Source organism: Demequina lutea, assembly GCF_013409005.1.
Lineage (GTDB): Bacteria > Actinomycetota > Actinomycetes > Actinomycetales > Demequinaceae > Demequina > Demequina lutea.
In genome coordinates this window covers 720,822-735,770 of the sequence record NZ_JACBZO010000001.1, presented here as the reverse complement: position 1 = coordinate 735,770, position 14,949 = coordinate 720,822, and the positions used below count along the sequence as shown (strand labels likewise).

Below are 14,949 nucleotides of genomic sequence, written 5' to 3'. Positions count from 1 at the left end.
CCGCGAGGACGATGTACGGTGCCAGGGCCCTGCAGTTACGCTCGCAGCCATGACCCCTCAGGCCATCACCATTGCGGGACTCCGCAAGACCTACGGCGCCAAGAACGCCGTCGACGGACTCGACCTCACCATTGACGAGGGCGAGGTCTTTGCCTTGCTCGGGCCGAACGGCGCCGGCAAGACCACCACCATCGAGATTCTCGAGGGTTTCCGCAAGCGGACATCCGGTGAGGTCACGGTGCTGGGCAGGGACCCGCACGACGCCGATCGCGACTGGCGCACCGAAGTGGGCATCATGCTGCAGTCGACGTCCGAGCGCAGCTTCTTGAGCGCCAGGGAGGCGCTCACTCACGCTTCCCGGCTCTACCCAAACCCTCGCGACGTCGAGGAGACCCTCGACGCGGTGGGCCTCACCGAGAAGGCGAATGCCAAGCCACAGACGCTTTCGGGCGGGCAACGCAGGCGACTCGACGTCGCCCTCGCGGTGATCGGGCGTCCCCGCTTGGTATTTCTCGACGAGCCGACCACCGGTTTCGATCCCGAAGCCCGGCGCCAATTTTGGGGCCTGATCGAGGGGCTGCGCGGCGACGGCACCACGATCATGCTCACCACGCACTACCTCGAGGAGGCCGAACACCTCGCCGACCGCATCGGCATCGTGGCATCGGGCAAGCTCATCGCGTTGGACACGCCCGCCAAGTTGCGTGCACTTGCTTCGGGATCGATCGTGCGCTGGGAAGAGGACGGCGCCCCCCGGTCCGAATCCACGCCAACGCCGACTGCGCTCGTCCGTGAGTTGGCGTCACGCCATACGGGCGAGATTCCCGAACTGTCGATCACCAAGCCATCGCTTGAAGACGTCTATTTGGACCTGATTGGGCAGAACACCGAAATGGCCACATCCGAAGGAGCCGTCGCATGACCACCACCGCCGTGGCTCACCCGTCGTGGACGTCCGTCGCAATCGACCGCATGAGGGTCGAGTTGAAGGAGTTCTTCCGATCTCGCGAGCAGATGATCTTCATCTTCGCCTTTCCCATGATCTTCCTCGTCCTCTTCGGGTCGATCTTCGGCAGCCAGGAGCTTGGCAACAGCGGCGTGAAGTTCTCCCAGTACTTCATGGCCGGAATGATCGCGACGGGCATCCTCAATACGGGATTTCAGTCGCTGGCCATCACCATCGCCATCGATCGCGATGCGGACAGCCTCAAGCGCCTGCATGCAACGCCCGTGCCGACCACCGCGTACTTCGCGGGAAAGCTCGCCCAGGTGGTCCTGGTCTCCCTCATCCAGATTGCGATCCTCATCGGGCTCGGTACCGCGCTTTACGGAGTGACGCTCCCCACCACCGTGGGACCGTGGGTGACGTTTGCCTGGGTGTTCCTGCTCGGCACGGGCGCCTCGGTGACCCTCGGGATCGCCACCTCGTCGCTGTTGCGCAACGCGAAGTCGGCTTCGGCGATCCTCACGCCCGTGGTGTTGGTACTTCAGTTCACGTCCGGCGTGTTTGTGGTCTTCACGCAGTTGCCGGGAGTACTCCAGCACTTTGCCGAGCTGTTCCCGCTCAAATGGTTGGCTCAGGGCATGCGTTCCGTGTTCCTGCCGGACTCGTTCGCGAGCGCAGAGGCGCGGGGGTCCTGGGAGCACCCCATGACAGCTGTCGTGCTCATCGTCTGGTTCGCCGTGGGACTCGTGATCGCCGTGCGCACCTTCAGGTGGCTCAGGCCCGACGACAACTAGGGCTCGACTCTCACGCAAGTGACAGGCGCGATCCCCTCGCTGCGCCTGCCCCCGCTTGCGCCGCGCGGGCCCCCGCCCGCGCCTGCTACCCGCGAATTGAGCTCGCGAGCGCCTCGTCCGTCTGCTGCAACGAGTCCGCCGCCGACCTCAGAAACTGGCCGAGCCCTTCGAGAGCGGACACGGTCTGCTTGGCCGAGGTGGTGAAGGCAAGGTACTGGTCGTGAAAGGCGCCCGACGACGCGGTGGTCACGTAGCCGCCAGACACGAGGGTATCGATGTACCCCTGGAGGCTTCCAAGCCGGTCGTCGATGTCCCCCTGCCCGGAGGCCAGTTGGTCCGCCGCACCGCGCAGATCGTCGTACGTGACGTTGAGGTTGGCCATGAGATGCCCTTCGTTTCTGCGCCACCCCGGTGGTGGCACCCCTGCAAATTAGCCAGCCGGGGGACCGCCGTGGCGGGCCTCCTCGAAATCTGGGGATAACCCGTCATCCACCCACGGCACCTGCACGGCAGCGGCCTTGCCCGCCTCGACCCAGATTCCGCGCCCAGGAGGAACCTCGGCCCTGTTCATGCGCCCCGACGCGACGCCGAAGAGCATCTGCGCATCACCCGCCTCGGGCGCAAGCAACAGCCCCCGCCTCGCGCTCCTGAGTTCGGCGACGAGCGGACCGCTCACCCAGCCCTGAGTGTCCGCCTCGCCGATGAGGAGGTGTCCATTGCGTCGGGCGCGCTTCATGGCCTGCACGAACGCGCCGTCGCTCAAAGACGCGCCAAAGTCCTGCACGTTTTCAATGCACACGACCACCTGAGAGTCCCCTTCCCCTTCGGCATCGAGCGCCGCACCCCACGCCTCGAGTAGGTCATCGCCTGCGGACGGCCCCACGAACGACGCGGTCCATGCGGGAAGGGCGCCGATGCTGGTGCGGCGCTGGGTCACGTGCACGAGCGCCCGGCCGGCGTGGCAACGGCGAATTGCGCACGCCATCCAAGCCAGCGCCGACGTGCGACCCGTGCCGGCTTGGCCCGTAATGATGATCGGTCGATCGAGGTCAAAGCCCCGTGGGGTCAGTGTGGTTCCGTCGATCCCAAGGACGGGTATCCCGCCCACCTCGGCGGGGACGTCGCGAGATCCGACCACGCGCGGCATACGCGGGATTGCCTCGGCCTCCCACGGCCCGCCGCGCGGTGTCGACAACCGCGCAGACGCCGCGAACACCTCGACGGCGCGCGCCTGCTCGTCGATCCGCGACGACCCTCCCATCACTGCTACCTGGATCTCCTTGCGCGACGCGAGATCGATTCCCCTTCCAGGCGGCGACTGCGCCGTGAGGCCCGTGGCTCGCAGGCCAAGCATCCCGTAGTGCGCATCGTCATTGAGGCGAAGGACCAGGGTGCGTGACGTGAGCGCCTGGATGGACGTGTGCAGCGCGGCGAGCCTGTCCGCGGCCAGCACGACGTTGACGCCCACTGAGCGGCCCTGGGTGAGCACGTCCCTGAAGTCTGCGAACACCTGCTGGCGCCCGAGTTCGTTCATGTAGTCGTTTTGGAACGAGCCGTAGCCGTCTACCAACACGATGATGCGGGGCATCGCACCCTCGCCACTGCGCTCCCTGTAGTCCGGCAGGCTTGAGGCCCGTGCCGCGGTGAAGGCGCGCGACCGCTCCCTCACCGCTGCGACCAGCCGCGTCAACATCCGGCCCACACGCTCGACGTCGTCCGAATCGACCACATCGGCGACGGCGGGCAGCGGCCTGAGCATGTCCAAGCCGCCGCCCGCCGCATCGATGCCATAGACATGCACCGGCCCGACGCCAGGGTCAAGCAGGGCGGCGAGCGCCAAGGTGCGTAGCGCGGTCGACTTTCCCGCTCCGGCGCCGCCAAGCACCATCAGGTTGCCATCCTTGTCGGGCTCGTAGACCGCCGCGTATTGAGCCTGTCGCGACGGATCGTCGATGAGCCCGAATGCGCCGCCTCGCGCCGCCTCGCGCGGCAATGCGGCGAGGTCATAGCGGTCGGCAAGTTGGTCCAGCCACGGGCGCCTCGGCGGCGGTGCGCCCCTGCCAAGAGCCGCCTCTGTGAGCGCGGACACCACGCGCGCGGCATCGGTCTCTTCGCTCGCTCCATCGGGAATGACGGCGGGGCCAGCTTGCCCTGCGCCCCCCCACTGCGCCCCCGACCCCAAACTCGTCCCGGGACCCCACCGCACTCCCGACCCCAGCGCGAGCCCGCGCACCGCGATCCGCGCTCGCCCGCCTCCAGGAGTGGAGTGGGCGCCCGCGTATGCGGACTGAAATGTCGCGAGGCGACCGGGCCCTGTGCGGGCGATGGCGCGCCCAGGGATCGCGGGGTCGACATGTGCGGCGGCGGCCGAGCCGAGGATGTCCGACGAGTCGGCCTCGTCCGCCATCCGCAACGCAATGCGGAGATTGGTGTTGGCCCTGAGACTGTCCTTGATCACTCCAGCGGGCCGCTGAGTGGCCATGATGAGGTGCAGACCGAGCGAACGGCCCCGCTGCCCAATGTCGACCACGCCGTCGACAAACTCGGGCGCCTCGCGAGCGAGAGCCGCAAACTCGTCGATGACGATCACCAGGCTGGGAGGCGCGTCGGGGTCCCCCCGCCCCACCAGGGTTTCGAGATCCTTCGCGGCCTTCGCGGCAAGCAGGCGCTCCCGGTAGTGAAGCTCTGCACGCAGCGAGGCAAGTGCACGCGCCACGAGATGGGGCGTCAGGTCGGTGACGAGGCCGACGCAGTGAGGCAGCTTGACGCAATCGGCAAAGGCCGATCCCCCCTTGTAGTCCACGAACAGGAACGTCACCTTCTGCGGGCTGTACGCCGATGCCATGCCAAGGACCCACGCCTGCAAGAACTCCGACTTGCCAGCGCCGGTGGTCCCGCCGACGAGAGCATGGGGTCCCTGGGTCTTGAGGTCGAGGTAGCACGGTTCATCCCCCGCATGCCCCACGAGCGCACGCAACGAGAATGGCCTCCTCGCCCCGGACTCAGGGTCCTCCGCCCGCCATCGCGCCTCGTGGTGCGCCGGATCAAGCGATTCGAATCCGTGCGCATCCAGGTAGCTCACCGCGGTCGGCACGTCCGCGGCATCGTCGATCACTCCGCCAACGTCCTCGACGCACGCGAGGCGCCTGGCAACATCCGTGGCGTCCGTCACGGATAGGACCTCGCACGTGACCGGATTGTCGAATCCCCCCCGACGCACGTGACCCGCGATGCCCATTCCCCCTGTGGCGACCTCCGCAGACTCGACGAAGCTGCGGCACGCGGCGGGCAGGCCCGACACCTTGCTCGCCATCCACAGCACGTGAACGTTGACGTCGGGGCCTTTCTCGGCCAGGCGGATGAGGCGGCCCTTGTCCGCGGGTGCATCGTCCTCGACCACCACCACGATGGCGGGCAGCGTGGGCGGTTCCTGGTGCCCGGCGGCCCGCGACGGGTCAGCGTCGGTGCCCCTCATTGCGGGAACGACGGCGCCGATGTCCCTTCCTGCACGCTGGGCGACCACCTCTTCGAGGCCGACGAGGAGTCGCTGGGCCTCACCGCGAGTGGCGGCCACGTGGTCGCCCGCGAGCGGCGACGCGGGCGAGGAAACGTGCGGGAGCCACTCGATCCAGGCCCACTCACGGACGCCCGCGGGCGAAATGAACGCCGCAATCACACACTCCATCGGCGAATGCAGGCCAGCTACCTGGATCACGGCGGCGCGCGCCATCGCCCTGGCCGTGGGCGCCGCGCCTGCAATGCCAAGCCCGCCTGCGCTCCTGAGGCTCACGACCACGGGCACGCGGCCGATGCTCGAATACCGATCGCGCAAGTGGGCCACCCTTTCCCATGTCCCCTCGACCGCATTGCTCGGCGCGGGTGCTTCAAGCACGAGCGAGCTCGGGACGGCCCCCAGCCCTACGCGAACCTCGAGGAAGCCGTCGTGCTCGGCGCGATGCGTCCACAGCGGCGGGGTCGCGGACCTGACCGCCCCACACACGTCCGCCACGGAAGGGGACCGAGCCAAGCGGATCTCCCGTTCGCGCTGGTGTGCCTCGTCGAGCCGACGCTCGCTGAGCGCGAGGGCCGCCTCGAAATCGTGCGCCCTGGCGTGCGCCTCCTTGCGCTGGTGGTGGCGGTTGTCGAGGAACCCGCCCACCATCATGAGCGGGCTCATGGCGACGAAGACGAGCGACAGCATCCTGCCCGTCATCAGGTACATGGCGAATCCGAGCATCACGGGGGCCAGCAGGGCGGTCCTGGGAAACGGCCGAGGCGTTGGCTGCGTCGGCGGCGAGGGAAGAGCGATCTCCTCGGCAGGCAATGGCGGCACCACCCGAGGCGACCGAGTGAAAGGCACCGTGGGCGTCGACGGCACGGCTCGGTCGATCGCCGCGGCCCGCGTGATGGTCATATCGGTGGCGCCCACCGTGATCCGGTCCCCCTGAGCGAGCGTCGCGCGCGTCACGAAGGCCCCGTCAATCAGGACGCCGTTCGTCGACCCCATGTCCACGATCTCGAACGTCTCGCCAACGACTAGCCGCGCGTGCCGCGGCGACGCCAAGGGATCGGTGAGCGACACTGCCGCCTCGGTGTCGCGGCCGATGATGTGGGAGCCGGCGCGGAGCAAAACCTCCTTGCCCGTATCCGGGCCGCCGACAACCGCCACCGTGGCGACGGCGGGGCTGTGCTCGGCGTCGTCGACGGCGTGGGCGGCGACAACGTCGACGTGATCACCGGAGCGGATTCCGGCCGCGGCCATCGCGGCCTCGCGTGGCGCCACACGGGTCGGGGCATCGGCGCCTTGAGACACGGGCGTCACCAAGAGCGTGGCGTCGACTGGCGGGGTCGTTCCCTCGCGCGTCGGGTCGGCGCGAAATAGGTGCTCCGCCACATCGCCCACGGTCGCGTCGGACGCCGCGGTGACGGAAACCGCCGCCACCGCACCCTCCCCCGTCGTGACGCTCAGCCTGAGACTCATCTGCCCCTCCCCGGCCATTGTGTGAGGCCCTGGCAGGCGTAGAGGGCGACCGTTGCGGATCTGTGGATAGTGGATATCCGTCGCTCCTCCCCACGACCGATGCGGAGCGGCGGACGCGCGGTCTAGCCTGGGCGCATGAAGTTCCTGTTGAGACGCGGCGGCGACCTGGGGATTGCCGTCGCGTTTTCCGCGCTCTCGCTCGTGACCGCCTACACGGCCCAGACTCAGATCTCGATCGACCCGAAGCCCTACGACGCCTTGGGTTACGTTCTGCTCGGACTCCTGGCGGTGCCTCTCTTCTGGCGCACGCGCGCCCCCGCGCTCGTGCTGTGGTGCATCGCGCTGATGTGGTCGATCATCGCGGGGCTCTCGTACTCAGCCGACGCCGGGTTCTTCCCTTTGCTGGTCGCGCTGTACACGGCGGGCGCCTACCTGCCGCGCCGCAAGGCCTACCTGCACGGGGGACTCGTGGGTGGCGCGGTCATCGCCTGGACCGTGGTGGGCACGTTTGCGACGAACGCGGTGCCATGGACCGCGACGCTGACGATGATTCTCGGCGTGGCACTTCCTGTCTTCGTTGGCCTCGCGGACCGCAAGCGCCGCGAGCGCATGACCCACCTCGAACTGAGCGCCGAACGCCGCAACCAGGCCCAACGCATCGCGGCCGTGGATGCGGTCCGCGCCGAGCGGGCCCGCATCGCGCGAGAGCTTCACGACGTCGTCGCCCACGAGATGACGGTCATGACGCTGCAGGCGGAGGGCGCGCGGCGAAGGGCCAATGGGTCCGATCCGGCGATCGCGGATGCCCTGGCGACGATCGCGGACTCCGGTCGCAAGGGTCTAGCAGAGATGCAACGCATGATCGGAGTGCTACGCACCTCCGAACGCGAGGCGGTTGACGAGGCGGCGCAACTCACGGGCAAGACCAGGGAGCCAGCGCTCGTGGGTTCACACGACACCGATGCGTTCGCACCAATGCCCTCACTCGCCGCCATCCCGGCGCTCGTGAGGCAAGTCGAGGAGGCGGGGCTTCCCGTTCGCTTGGCCATCACGGGCACCACTCACGTGCCTGCGGGCGTCGAGCTCAGCGCCTACCGGATCATCCAGGAATCGCTCACTAACGCCCTCAAGTACGCGGGTCACGGCGCCACGGCGACCGTCACGGTTCGGCGCAAGAAGGACGCGGTCACTGTGACGGTGGAGGACGACGGCAGGGGCGTGATTTCCGATGTCGCGTCGAGCTCGGGAGGCCACGGAATCGCAGGCATGGGCGAGCGCGTTGCGTCCCTCGGCGGCAGCATCGAGACGGGCACCCGCAAGGGCGGCGGCTTCCGCATCCACGCCGTCCTGCCCGTTTCGGACGATCAAGTGATGGCTCCCCGGTCGCAGTCACGCGGCGGCCCTCCTACACTTCCCGTGGAGGTGGACCTGTGATTCGAGTGGGACTCGTCGACGACCAACCCATGGTGCGTGTCGGCCTGAAGATGATCCTCGAATCCGAGGGCGACATCGAGGTGTGTTGTGAGGCCGCCAATGGCGAAGACGCCGTGGCCCTCGCGGCGTCGCACTGCCCCGACGTGATCCTCATGGATATCCGTATGCCAGGCATGGACGGTCTCGCCGCGACCGTCGAGGTTCTCAAGGCGACGCCCTCATCGCGCGTGGTCATCCTGACCACCTTTGACGACGACGAGTATCTCTACGGCGCGCTGCGCGCGGGCGCGTCCGGTTTTCTCCTGAAGAGCGCCGACGGAGACGCCCTCGTCAACGCCGTCCGGGTCGTCGCGGCCGGAGAGGCCCTCCTCGCCCCCGAGGTCACGCGCAGGGTCATCGAGCAATTCGCTCGCGGGTCGCGCGACGATGCCGCCTCCCTGCCAATCCAGCCCGCGGTGCCCGCCCTTCAGGGTGAGACCGCCGCACACGTCCCCTCTGCGGAGGCGATCGGCGACCTGTCGGATCGCGAGGTCGAGGTCCTTCAACTCTTGGCGCGCGGGCTGTCCAACCAAGAGATCGCTTCGGAACTCTTCGTGTCGAACACGACAGTAAAGACCCACGTCAGCCACATCCTCACCAAACTTGGCGTCCGCGACAGGGTCCAGGCCGTGGTCGAGGCGTACGACTCCGGCATCGTCCTCCCCCGCGGCTAGTAGCCCGCGCGCGCCCGCCGTTCCCCCAACTAGGGGAGGCGCGTGGGGGATAACCCTGGCATCGTCCGCAAGAAGGACCACCGAGAACCATCCATTCGGCCGATGCACCCGGCGGGCTCGCCCAGGCACACTTACGTGGTCGGGAACCGAAAAAACGAAAGGCATCCCCATGAGCACGACCCAGGTCGCCACCGCTCCAGCAGCGGCAACCATGACCAACGGCTACAAGGATTACGGACAGGGCGACATGGCAGTGCGCGCCCTCGACGGCATCAACGTCACCATGAACCGCGCGGAGTTCACCGCGATCATGGGCCCTTCGGGCTCCGGAAAGTCCACCCTGCTGCACACCCTCGCGGGCCTCGATCGCCTCACCGCGGGCGAGTCGACCATCTCCAACGTCACGATCACCGGGCTCACCGAGGCCCAGATCACCGACATTCGCCGCAACCACATCGGCTTCATCTTCCAGGCGTTCAACCTGATCCCCTCGCTCAATGCGAAGGAAAACATCACCTTGCCCATGGACATCGCGGGCAAGAAGGTCGACAAGGCGTGGTTTGACGAGGTCATCTCAATCCTCGGGCTCGGCGACCGTCTCACCCACCTTCCCGCCGAGCTTTCAGGCGGCCAGCAGCAGCGCGTCGCCGTCGCCCGCGCCCTCGTGGCGCGCCCGGAAATCATCTTCGCCGACGAACCATCCGGAAACCTCGACTCGAAGTCAGGATCCGAGTTGCTTGGCTTCATGCGCCGCGCCGTCAAGGAGTTCCACCAGACGATTGTCATGGTGACCCACGACCCGACTGCCGCGTCATACTCCGACCGCATCCTGTTCCTCGAGGACGGAAAGATTGTCGACGAAATGCTCGAACCGACCGCCGAGAAGGTACTCGACCGCATGAAGCGGATGGGGCACTGATTCATCATGCTGCGACTCGCACTCAAGTCGGTTCGGCACAATCCGAAACGACTCATCCTGACGGCGGTGGCCGTGGCGCTCGGCGTCGCGCTCGTGTCGTCGGTATTCACGTTTACCAACTCGCTTTCCAAGGGCTTCGGCGACCTCTTCTCGACGATCTACTCGACCGTCGACGTCGTGGTCGAACCCGATCCCCACGCCAACCTTGACCCCAACTCCAAAGAGGGGCTCTTCACCACGGCAAACGTGGCAACCATCAGCGCGCTTCCCGGCGTAAAGCTCGCCGAGGGCGGCGTGGCCTATGAGAGCGGAAGCCTGCTCAACGCTGCGGGCGACGCGCCTCTCGGCCAAGGCGCGCCCACCCTGCTGTACAACTGGACAGGCAATTCCGACCTGGACCGCGCCACCCTCATCGACGGCCGCGCGCCCGTTGCCGACAACGAGGTGGTCGTCGACGTCGACACCTTCAAGAAGCTAGGTATCCAGCTCGGTGGAGTTGCGAAACTCGCATCCGACACTGGAGTGCAGGACCTGACCGTCGTGGGAACCATCCGGTTTGGTCAGAACAACGACCTCCAGACCGCGAGCCTCCTGTATGCCAACGAGAACACGGTGAGGGCGATCGGTGGAGGCCTCACGAATTACAGCACCATCGCGGTCCTCACGGCCGATGGCGTCTCGCCGGCCACCGTCGTCAAAGAGATCACGCCCACCCTCCCCAAGGACACGAGGGCGATCACGGCCGAGGACAAGGCCAAGGAACAAAGCGCCTCTCTCAACAACATTCTCAAGTACGTCAATATCTTCGCGTTGGTGTTCGGATTGGTGTCGCTGTTCGTAGGCGCATACATCATCGTCAACACGTTCAGAATCATCGTCACGCAGCGCACCAGGGAGTTCGGGCTGCTGCGCGCAATCGGTGCGCATGGCAAGCAGATCCGAACCATGATCCTGCTTGAGGCGGCCGTCGTCGGGCTGATTGCGTCGACCCTTGGGATCCTGCTGGGGTGGCTGCTTGCTCTCGGATTGGCGGCCCTCGTCGAATCCTTCTCCGGCAATATCTTGGGAGCCATCACCCTTCCGCTCAACGGTGTGCTGTTGGGCTACGGTCTTGGCCTCGCGATTACGATCGTCTCCGCGCTCTTGCCCGCCATCCACGCGTCGAACATCTCTCCGATGGAGGCTCTCCGCGAGGCGGGCACCGCGGGCAAGAAGTCGCTCACGGTGCGCAACATCGTCGGGGGCGCCATGGCGGTCGCTGGAATCGCGTCCGTCTTCATCGGCCTCTATGTCAACGTGCCCAAGGCGTGGATCTGGGTAGCGATCGGTGCCGTCTTGGTCGTGCTTGGTGTGACGCTACTCGCCGCGCAGGTACTGGTGCCGATGGCATTTGGTCTGCGTGGGATCCTCTCGAGGCTGTGGGGCGTGAACGGCACTCTTGCCGCGAACAACATCCGCAGGGAGCCGAGGCGCTCTGCGAACACCGCCGCGGCTCTCATGATCGGCGTCATGCTTCTCGCCCTCGTTGCCACGTTCACCGCGTCATTCAAGGACACGTTTACGTCGCAATTCAAGACCACGTCGGCCGACCTGTTCGTGATCCCGACGAGCGGCCCCATTCCACAGGGCGCCCTCGATGCCATCTCGGGTACGGAAGGCGTCGCGAACGTGGTGCGCATGGGTCAGACGAAGGCAACCTTCGACGGGGTCGACTATGGGGTGACTTACGTGGATGCCGCTCACGCGAGCGAGCTCTATGACTTCCGTACCGATCGGCCGCTGTCGAAGCTTGACGGAGGCGTGTTTATCGATCCGACGATTCAGGCGCTCGGCATCAAGGTGGGCGATCAGGTCACGATCAAGGGCCTTGCAGGGACCGAGACCCTGACCGTCACCGGTCTCTACACGAACAAGGGCGACCAAGCGTTCTTGGTCGATTGGCCTCAAGGCACCGCTCTCGTGTCCGAACCGGTGGTCGTCCAGGCGTTGGTCGGCTTCAAGGACGGAGCCAACGCTGACACCACAACGACCGCCGTCAAGGACGCACTCGCCACGAACTTCCCGCTCGTGGAGCCTCAGTCGCCGGCCTCGCTGACGAAGCTGTTCAACCAAGGAATCGATACCTTCCTCGGGTTCATCTCTGCGATGCTCGGCGCGGCGCTCATCATCGCGATCCTGGGTGTGGCCAACACGCTGTTGCTGTCGGTTACCGAGCGGACTCGGGAGATCGGCCTGCTCCGTGCGGTCGGCATCAAGCGAAGCGCAGTGTGGGGAATGATCACGCTCGAGTCGGTCGTCATGGCACTGTTCGGCACGATCCTGGGAATCATCCTGGGAGTGGGCCTCGGCGCCGCGCTCGTGCACTCGCTCAGCAGTTACGGGATCGACCGACCAGTCGTCCCGTGGGCGTTGATCGGCGTGTACACAGTGTTGTCCCTCATCGCTGGCGTGGTGGCGGCCATCTGGCCCGCCTACCGTGCCTCGCGGCTGGACATCCTCAAGGCCATCGCGGCCGACGGATAGCCTCTTCGGAACGCGAAGGGCCCCAACCTCAAGGTCGGGGCCCTTCCTACGTTTCGCTTGATCGCGTTTCTCTAGATCGCGTCTCTCTAAATCTCCGCGGCCACCATGACCGGCTCGGGCACCAGTTCAATGCCGAACGCCGCCCGCACCCCGCCGCGCACCGCGCGGGCGAGGGCGAGGACATCGGCGGCGGTGGCCCCTCCCCTGTTGGTCAGCGCGAGCGTGTGCCTCGTCGACAGGGTCGCCACGGCATCGGCCGTCACTCCATAGCCCCTACCAAAGCCCGCGTGCTCGATGAGCCACGCGGCGCTCGTCTTGATGGCGCCCTCGGGGGCGCCGAGTCCCGCCGGGTACCGCGGGGCATCGTCTGGAAGGCTCGCCGCAACGTCGGCGGCGACGACGGGATTGGTGAAGAACGAACCGGCGCTCCACGTGTCGTGGTCGGTCACGTCGAGCACCATTCCCTTGGAACGCCTCAGCTCCAACACCGCGTCACGCACGGCGGCAGTGGATGCGGTTCCTCCGACCTGGACGTCGAGGGCCTGAGCCAGTTGTGCGTACTTCACGGGAGCCGAGCGGGTGCCATAGCGCATCTGGAACGTCACGTCGATCACCACGAATCGCGGAGTGGGCGACCACACCGCGCCGTCGCTCGCCGCGCCTCGCTGGGAGCGCTTGAACAGCGAGTCGCGGTAGCCGAAGCCGCAGTCGATCGCAGGGAGCGTGCGCACACGCGACTCGAGCCGATCCCACGTGCGCACGGAGGCGATCGTCTCGGCCACCTCGGAGCCATACGCGCCGACGTTCTGCACGGGAGTGGCACCCGTCGACCCTGGTATCCCCGACAGTGCCTCGAGCCCCACCCACTCATCGCGAACCGCCCGAGCCACCACGTCGTCCCACGGCACCCCCGCCGCGACGGTGACGGAGACTCCGCCGCAGAAGCCATCGTCCTGGATCGCCACGTCGCGTTCGATGTCTCGCCTGGCGTCGCGGATCACGACGCCGTCGAAGCCCTCGTCGCCCACCACCAGGTTGGAGCCGCCGCCGATTACCAGCACAGGGATGCCCGCGGCATCGGCGTCGCGAACGGCCGCGATCAGATCGGCGTCGGTTGTCGGCTCGACCAGTTCGCTCGCTGGTCCGCCCACGCGTAGCGTCGTGAGGTCGGCAAGACGTGTCATGCGCCCAGCGTAACGGCGACGCCCGGCGCGACCGGCCCCTACTCCTGCGCGTGCATCGGGATGGCGACGCCCGCCGCGTCGATCACCGCTGCGGGATCGCCCACCGGCTCCTGACGCTTTCTCCCCAACATCGCCGAGCCGACCGTGGCGGCATCCGCACGGCGGGACTTGAAGATGCGGTTCTGGCCGCGAACGGAACGAGCCAAGACAAACGACGCGACGGAACCGACGACGACGAGCAGCATCGCGTGGCGCAGCGGAACCCACTCCGCCAGGCGGCCGACCGCTTGCGGCACCATGAGCCCGGCCACCGTCGAAAAAGTCGACACTGCGGCGACACGCGCGGCCGCATGCCGCGGGTCGTCCGCGGCGGCCGAGAAGCCGATCGGGAAGTTCAGGGCGGCCCCCACACCCCACAAGAGCGCGGCGACGGGCACCAACCAGAACACGGGCGTGGTCGCGAACAGCACAACTCCGAGCACTACCAGCACGGCAGAGGTGCGCAGAGTCACGACGCGTCCCCACCGATCGATCACGCGGGCCCCGTTGACGCGCACCGAGAACATCGCCGCCACAAACACCCAGTAGATGATGTCACCCAAGGCCTCGCGCTTGCCGAAGTCGTCGACGATCGAAAGTGGAAGCCACTGCGCCGCGACGTTCTCCGTCATCGACGCGGCAAAGACGATCGCACCAATCAGGAGTACGCGCTTGTTGTGATACTCGACACCCGCCGTCGCAAACGGGCCGCCGAGTGATTTGCTCGCCACGCGCGGATCGGGGGTGCCGTCGATCACCGCGACGGGAATCATGGCAAGCCGCAACGCGGTCGCGGCGGCGGCGACGATCACGAAGTGCCACATGGGCTCGATGCGCCAGTGCGACGCTGCCACGCCGATGGCGAGACCCAGCGCCATTCCCACGGAGAACGCCGCGTGGAACTGCGACATGATCGGGCGGCCGACGAGCCTCTCGAGCTCGGCCGCCTCGGCATTGATGGGCACGTTGGAGAGCGCGAATGTGACGCTCACAAAGAAGTACGCCGTCACGAACAGCATCGACGAGCCAAGCGCACTCGCCACACCCACCCCGGAGAAGGCCACAAGGTAGCCGAAGCTCGACCACCACAGGAGGGCGCGAGCGCCGAACCGCGCCGTGGCCCACCCCGTCACCGTGAGGGCAACGAGTGCACCCATCGCGCCCGAAAGGAGCAACATGGCGAGGCCCGCGGTCGTCACGTGCATGAGGTGGCTCACCGATGGCAGGCGCGACAGGAACGTGGTGGTGAGCAGTCCCAGGATGCCGAACAGCACGAGAAGTGCCCGCCTGCCCGACTGGACGCGAGCCGCGTCGGGCGTCGTAGTCGGCGCGCGACCAAACGAGGGAACCATGATGACCTTGCTAGGTTCGGGGCCCACACCACACACCCCGGGGAATCGAAACGTTTCGATCGGA

General features: G+C 67.0%; 10 protein-coding genes. 6 read left to right on the top strand and 4 right to left on the bottom strand.

The window, feature by feature from the left end; all coding sequences use genetic code 11:
- Nucleotides 1–49: 49 nt before the first annotated feature.
- Both BKA03_RS03585 and BKA03_RS03580 read left to right on the top strand, forming a co-directional pair.
- The gene (locus tag BKA03_RS03585) at nucleotides 50–922 is read left to right on the top strand and encodes an ABC transporter ATP-binding protein (RefSeq protein ID WP_062074613.1); all 873 of its coding nucleotides are present in this window, start codon (nucleotides 50–52) and stop codon (nucleotides 920–922) included.
- Nucleotides 919–1,740: an ABC transporter permease gene (locus tag BKA03_RS03580; protein WP_062074614.1), complete on the top strand. Its 822-nt coding sequence runs from the start codon at nucleotides 919–921 to the stop codon at nucleotides 1,738–1,740. Before BKA03_RS03585 ends, BKA03_RS03580 begins: the two co-directional genes overlap by 4 nt.
- An 85-nt stretch (nucleotides 1,741–1,825) precedes the next feature.
- Here the strand turns inward: BKA03_RS03580 and BKA03_RS03575 are convergent, their stop codons facing one another.
- Nucleotides 1,826–2,122, bottom strand: a complete 297-nt coding sequence (locus BKA03_RS03575) for a WXG100 family type VII secretion target (protein WP_062074615.1) — start codon at nucleotides 2,120–2,122, stop codon at nucleotides 1,826–1,828.
- Between the two features lie 48 nt (nucleotides 2,123–2,170).
- Nucleotides 2,171–6,721, bottom strand: coding sequence for a type VII secretion EssC family protein (locus BKA03_RS03570; RefSeq protein ID WP_062074616.1), 4,551 nt, complete (start codon nucleotides 6,719–6,721; stop codon nucleotides 2,171–2,173).
- Nucleotides 6,722–6,856: 135 nt separating this feature from the next.
- On the opposite strand from BKA03_RS03570, the gene BKA03_RS03565 reads away from it, so the two are divergent.
- The 4 genes from BKA03_RS03565 (at nucleotide 6,857) to BKA03_RS03550 (ending at nucleotide 12,310) form a co-directional block, all read left to right on the top strand.
- The gene (locus tag BKA03_RS03565; RefSeq protein WP_062074617.1) at nucleotides 6,857–8,155 is read left to right on the top strand and encodes a sensor histidine kinase; all 1,299 of its coding nucleotides are present in this window, start codon (nucleotides 6,857–6,859) and stop codon (nucleotides 8,153–8,155) included.
- Nucleotides 8,152–8,868, top strand: a complete 717-nt coding sequence (locus BKA03_RS15670) for a response regulator (protein WP_202965717.1) — start codon at nucleotides 8,152–8,154, stop codon at nucleotides 8,866–8,868. Before BKA03_RS03565 ends, BKA03_RS15670 begins: the two co-directional genes overlap by 4 nt.
- Nucleotides 8,869–9,037: 169 nt before the next feature.
- Complete coding sequence (locus tag BKA03_RS03555; RefSeq protein ID WP_062074618.1) at nucleotides 9,038–9,787, top strand: ABC transporter ATP-binding protein; 750 nt, start codon at nucleotides 9,038–9,040, stop codon at nucleotides 9,785–9,787.
- A gap of 6 nt (nucleotides 9,788–9,793) precedes the next feature.
- Nucleotides 9,794–12,310, top strand: coding sequence for an ABC transporter permease (locus BKA03_RS03550; RefSeq protein ID WP_062074619.1), 2,517 nt, complete (start codon nucleotides 9,794–9,796; stop codon nucleotides 12,308–12,310).
- Between the two features lie 86 nt (nucleotides 12,311–12,396).
- Here BKA03_RS03550 and BKA03_RS03545 read toward each other — a convergent pair whose 3' ends face one another.
- Entirely contained in the window at nucleotides 12,397–13,494 is a 1,098-nt protein-coding gene (locus BKA03_RS03545) for a UDP-N-acetylmuramate dehydrogenase (RefSeq protein WP_062074620.1), read from the bottom strand.
- A 38-nt stretch (nucleotides 13,495–13,532) separates the two neighbouring features.
- Nucleotides 13,533–14,912: an MFS transporter gene (locus BKA03_RS03540; protein ID WP_062074621.1), complete on the bottom strand. Its 1,380-nt coding sequence runs from the start codon at nucleotides 14,910–14,912 to the stop codon at nucleotides 13,533–13,535.
- Nucleotides 14,913–14,949: the final 37 nt, after the last annotated feature.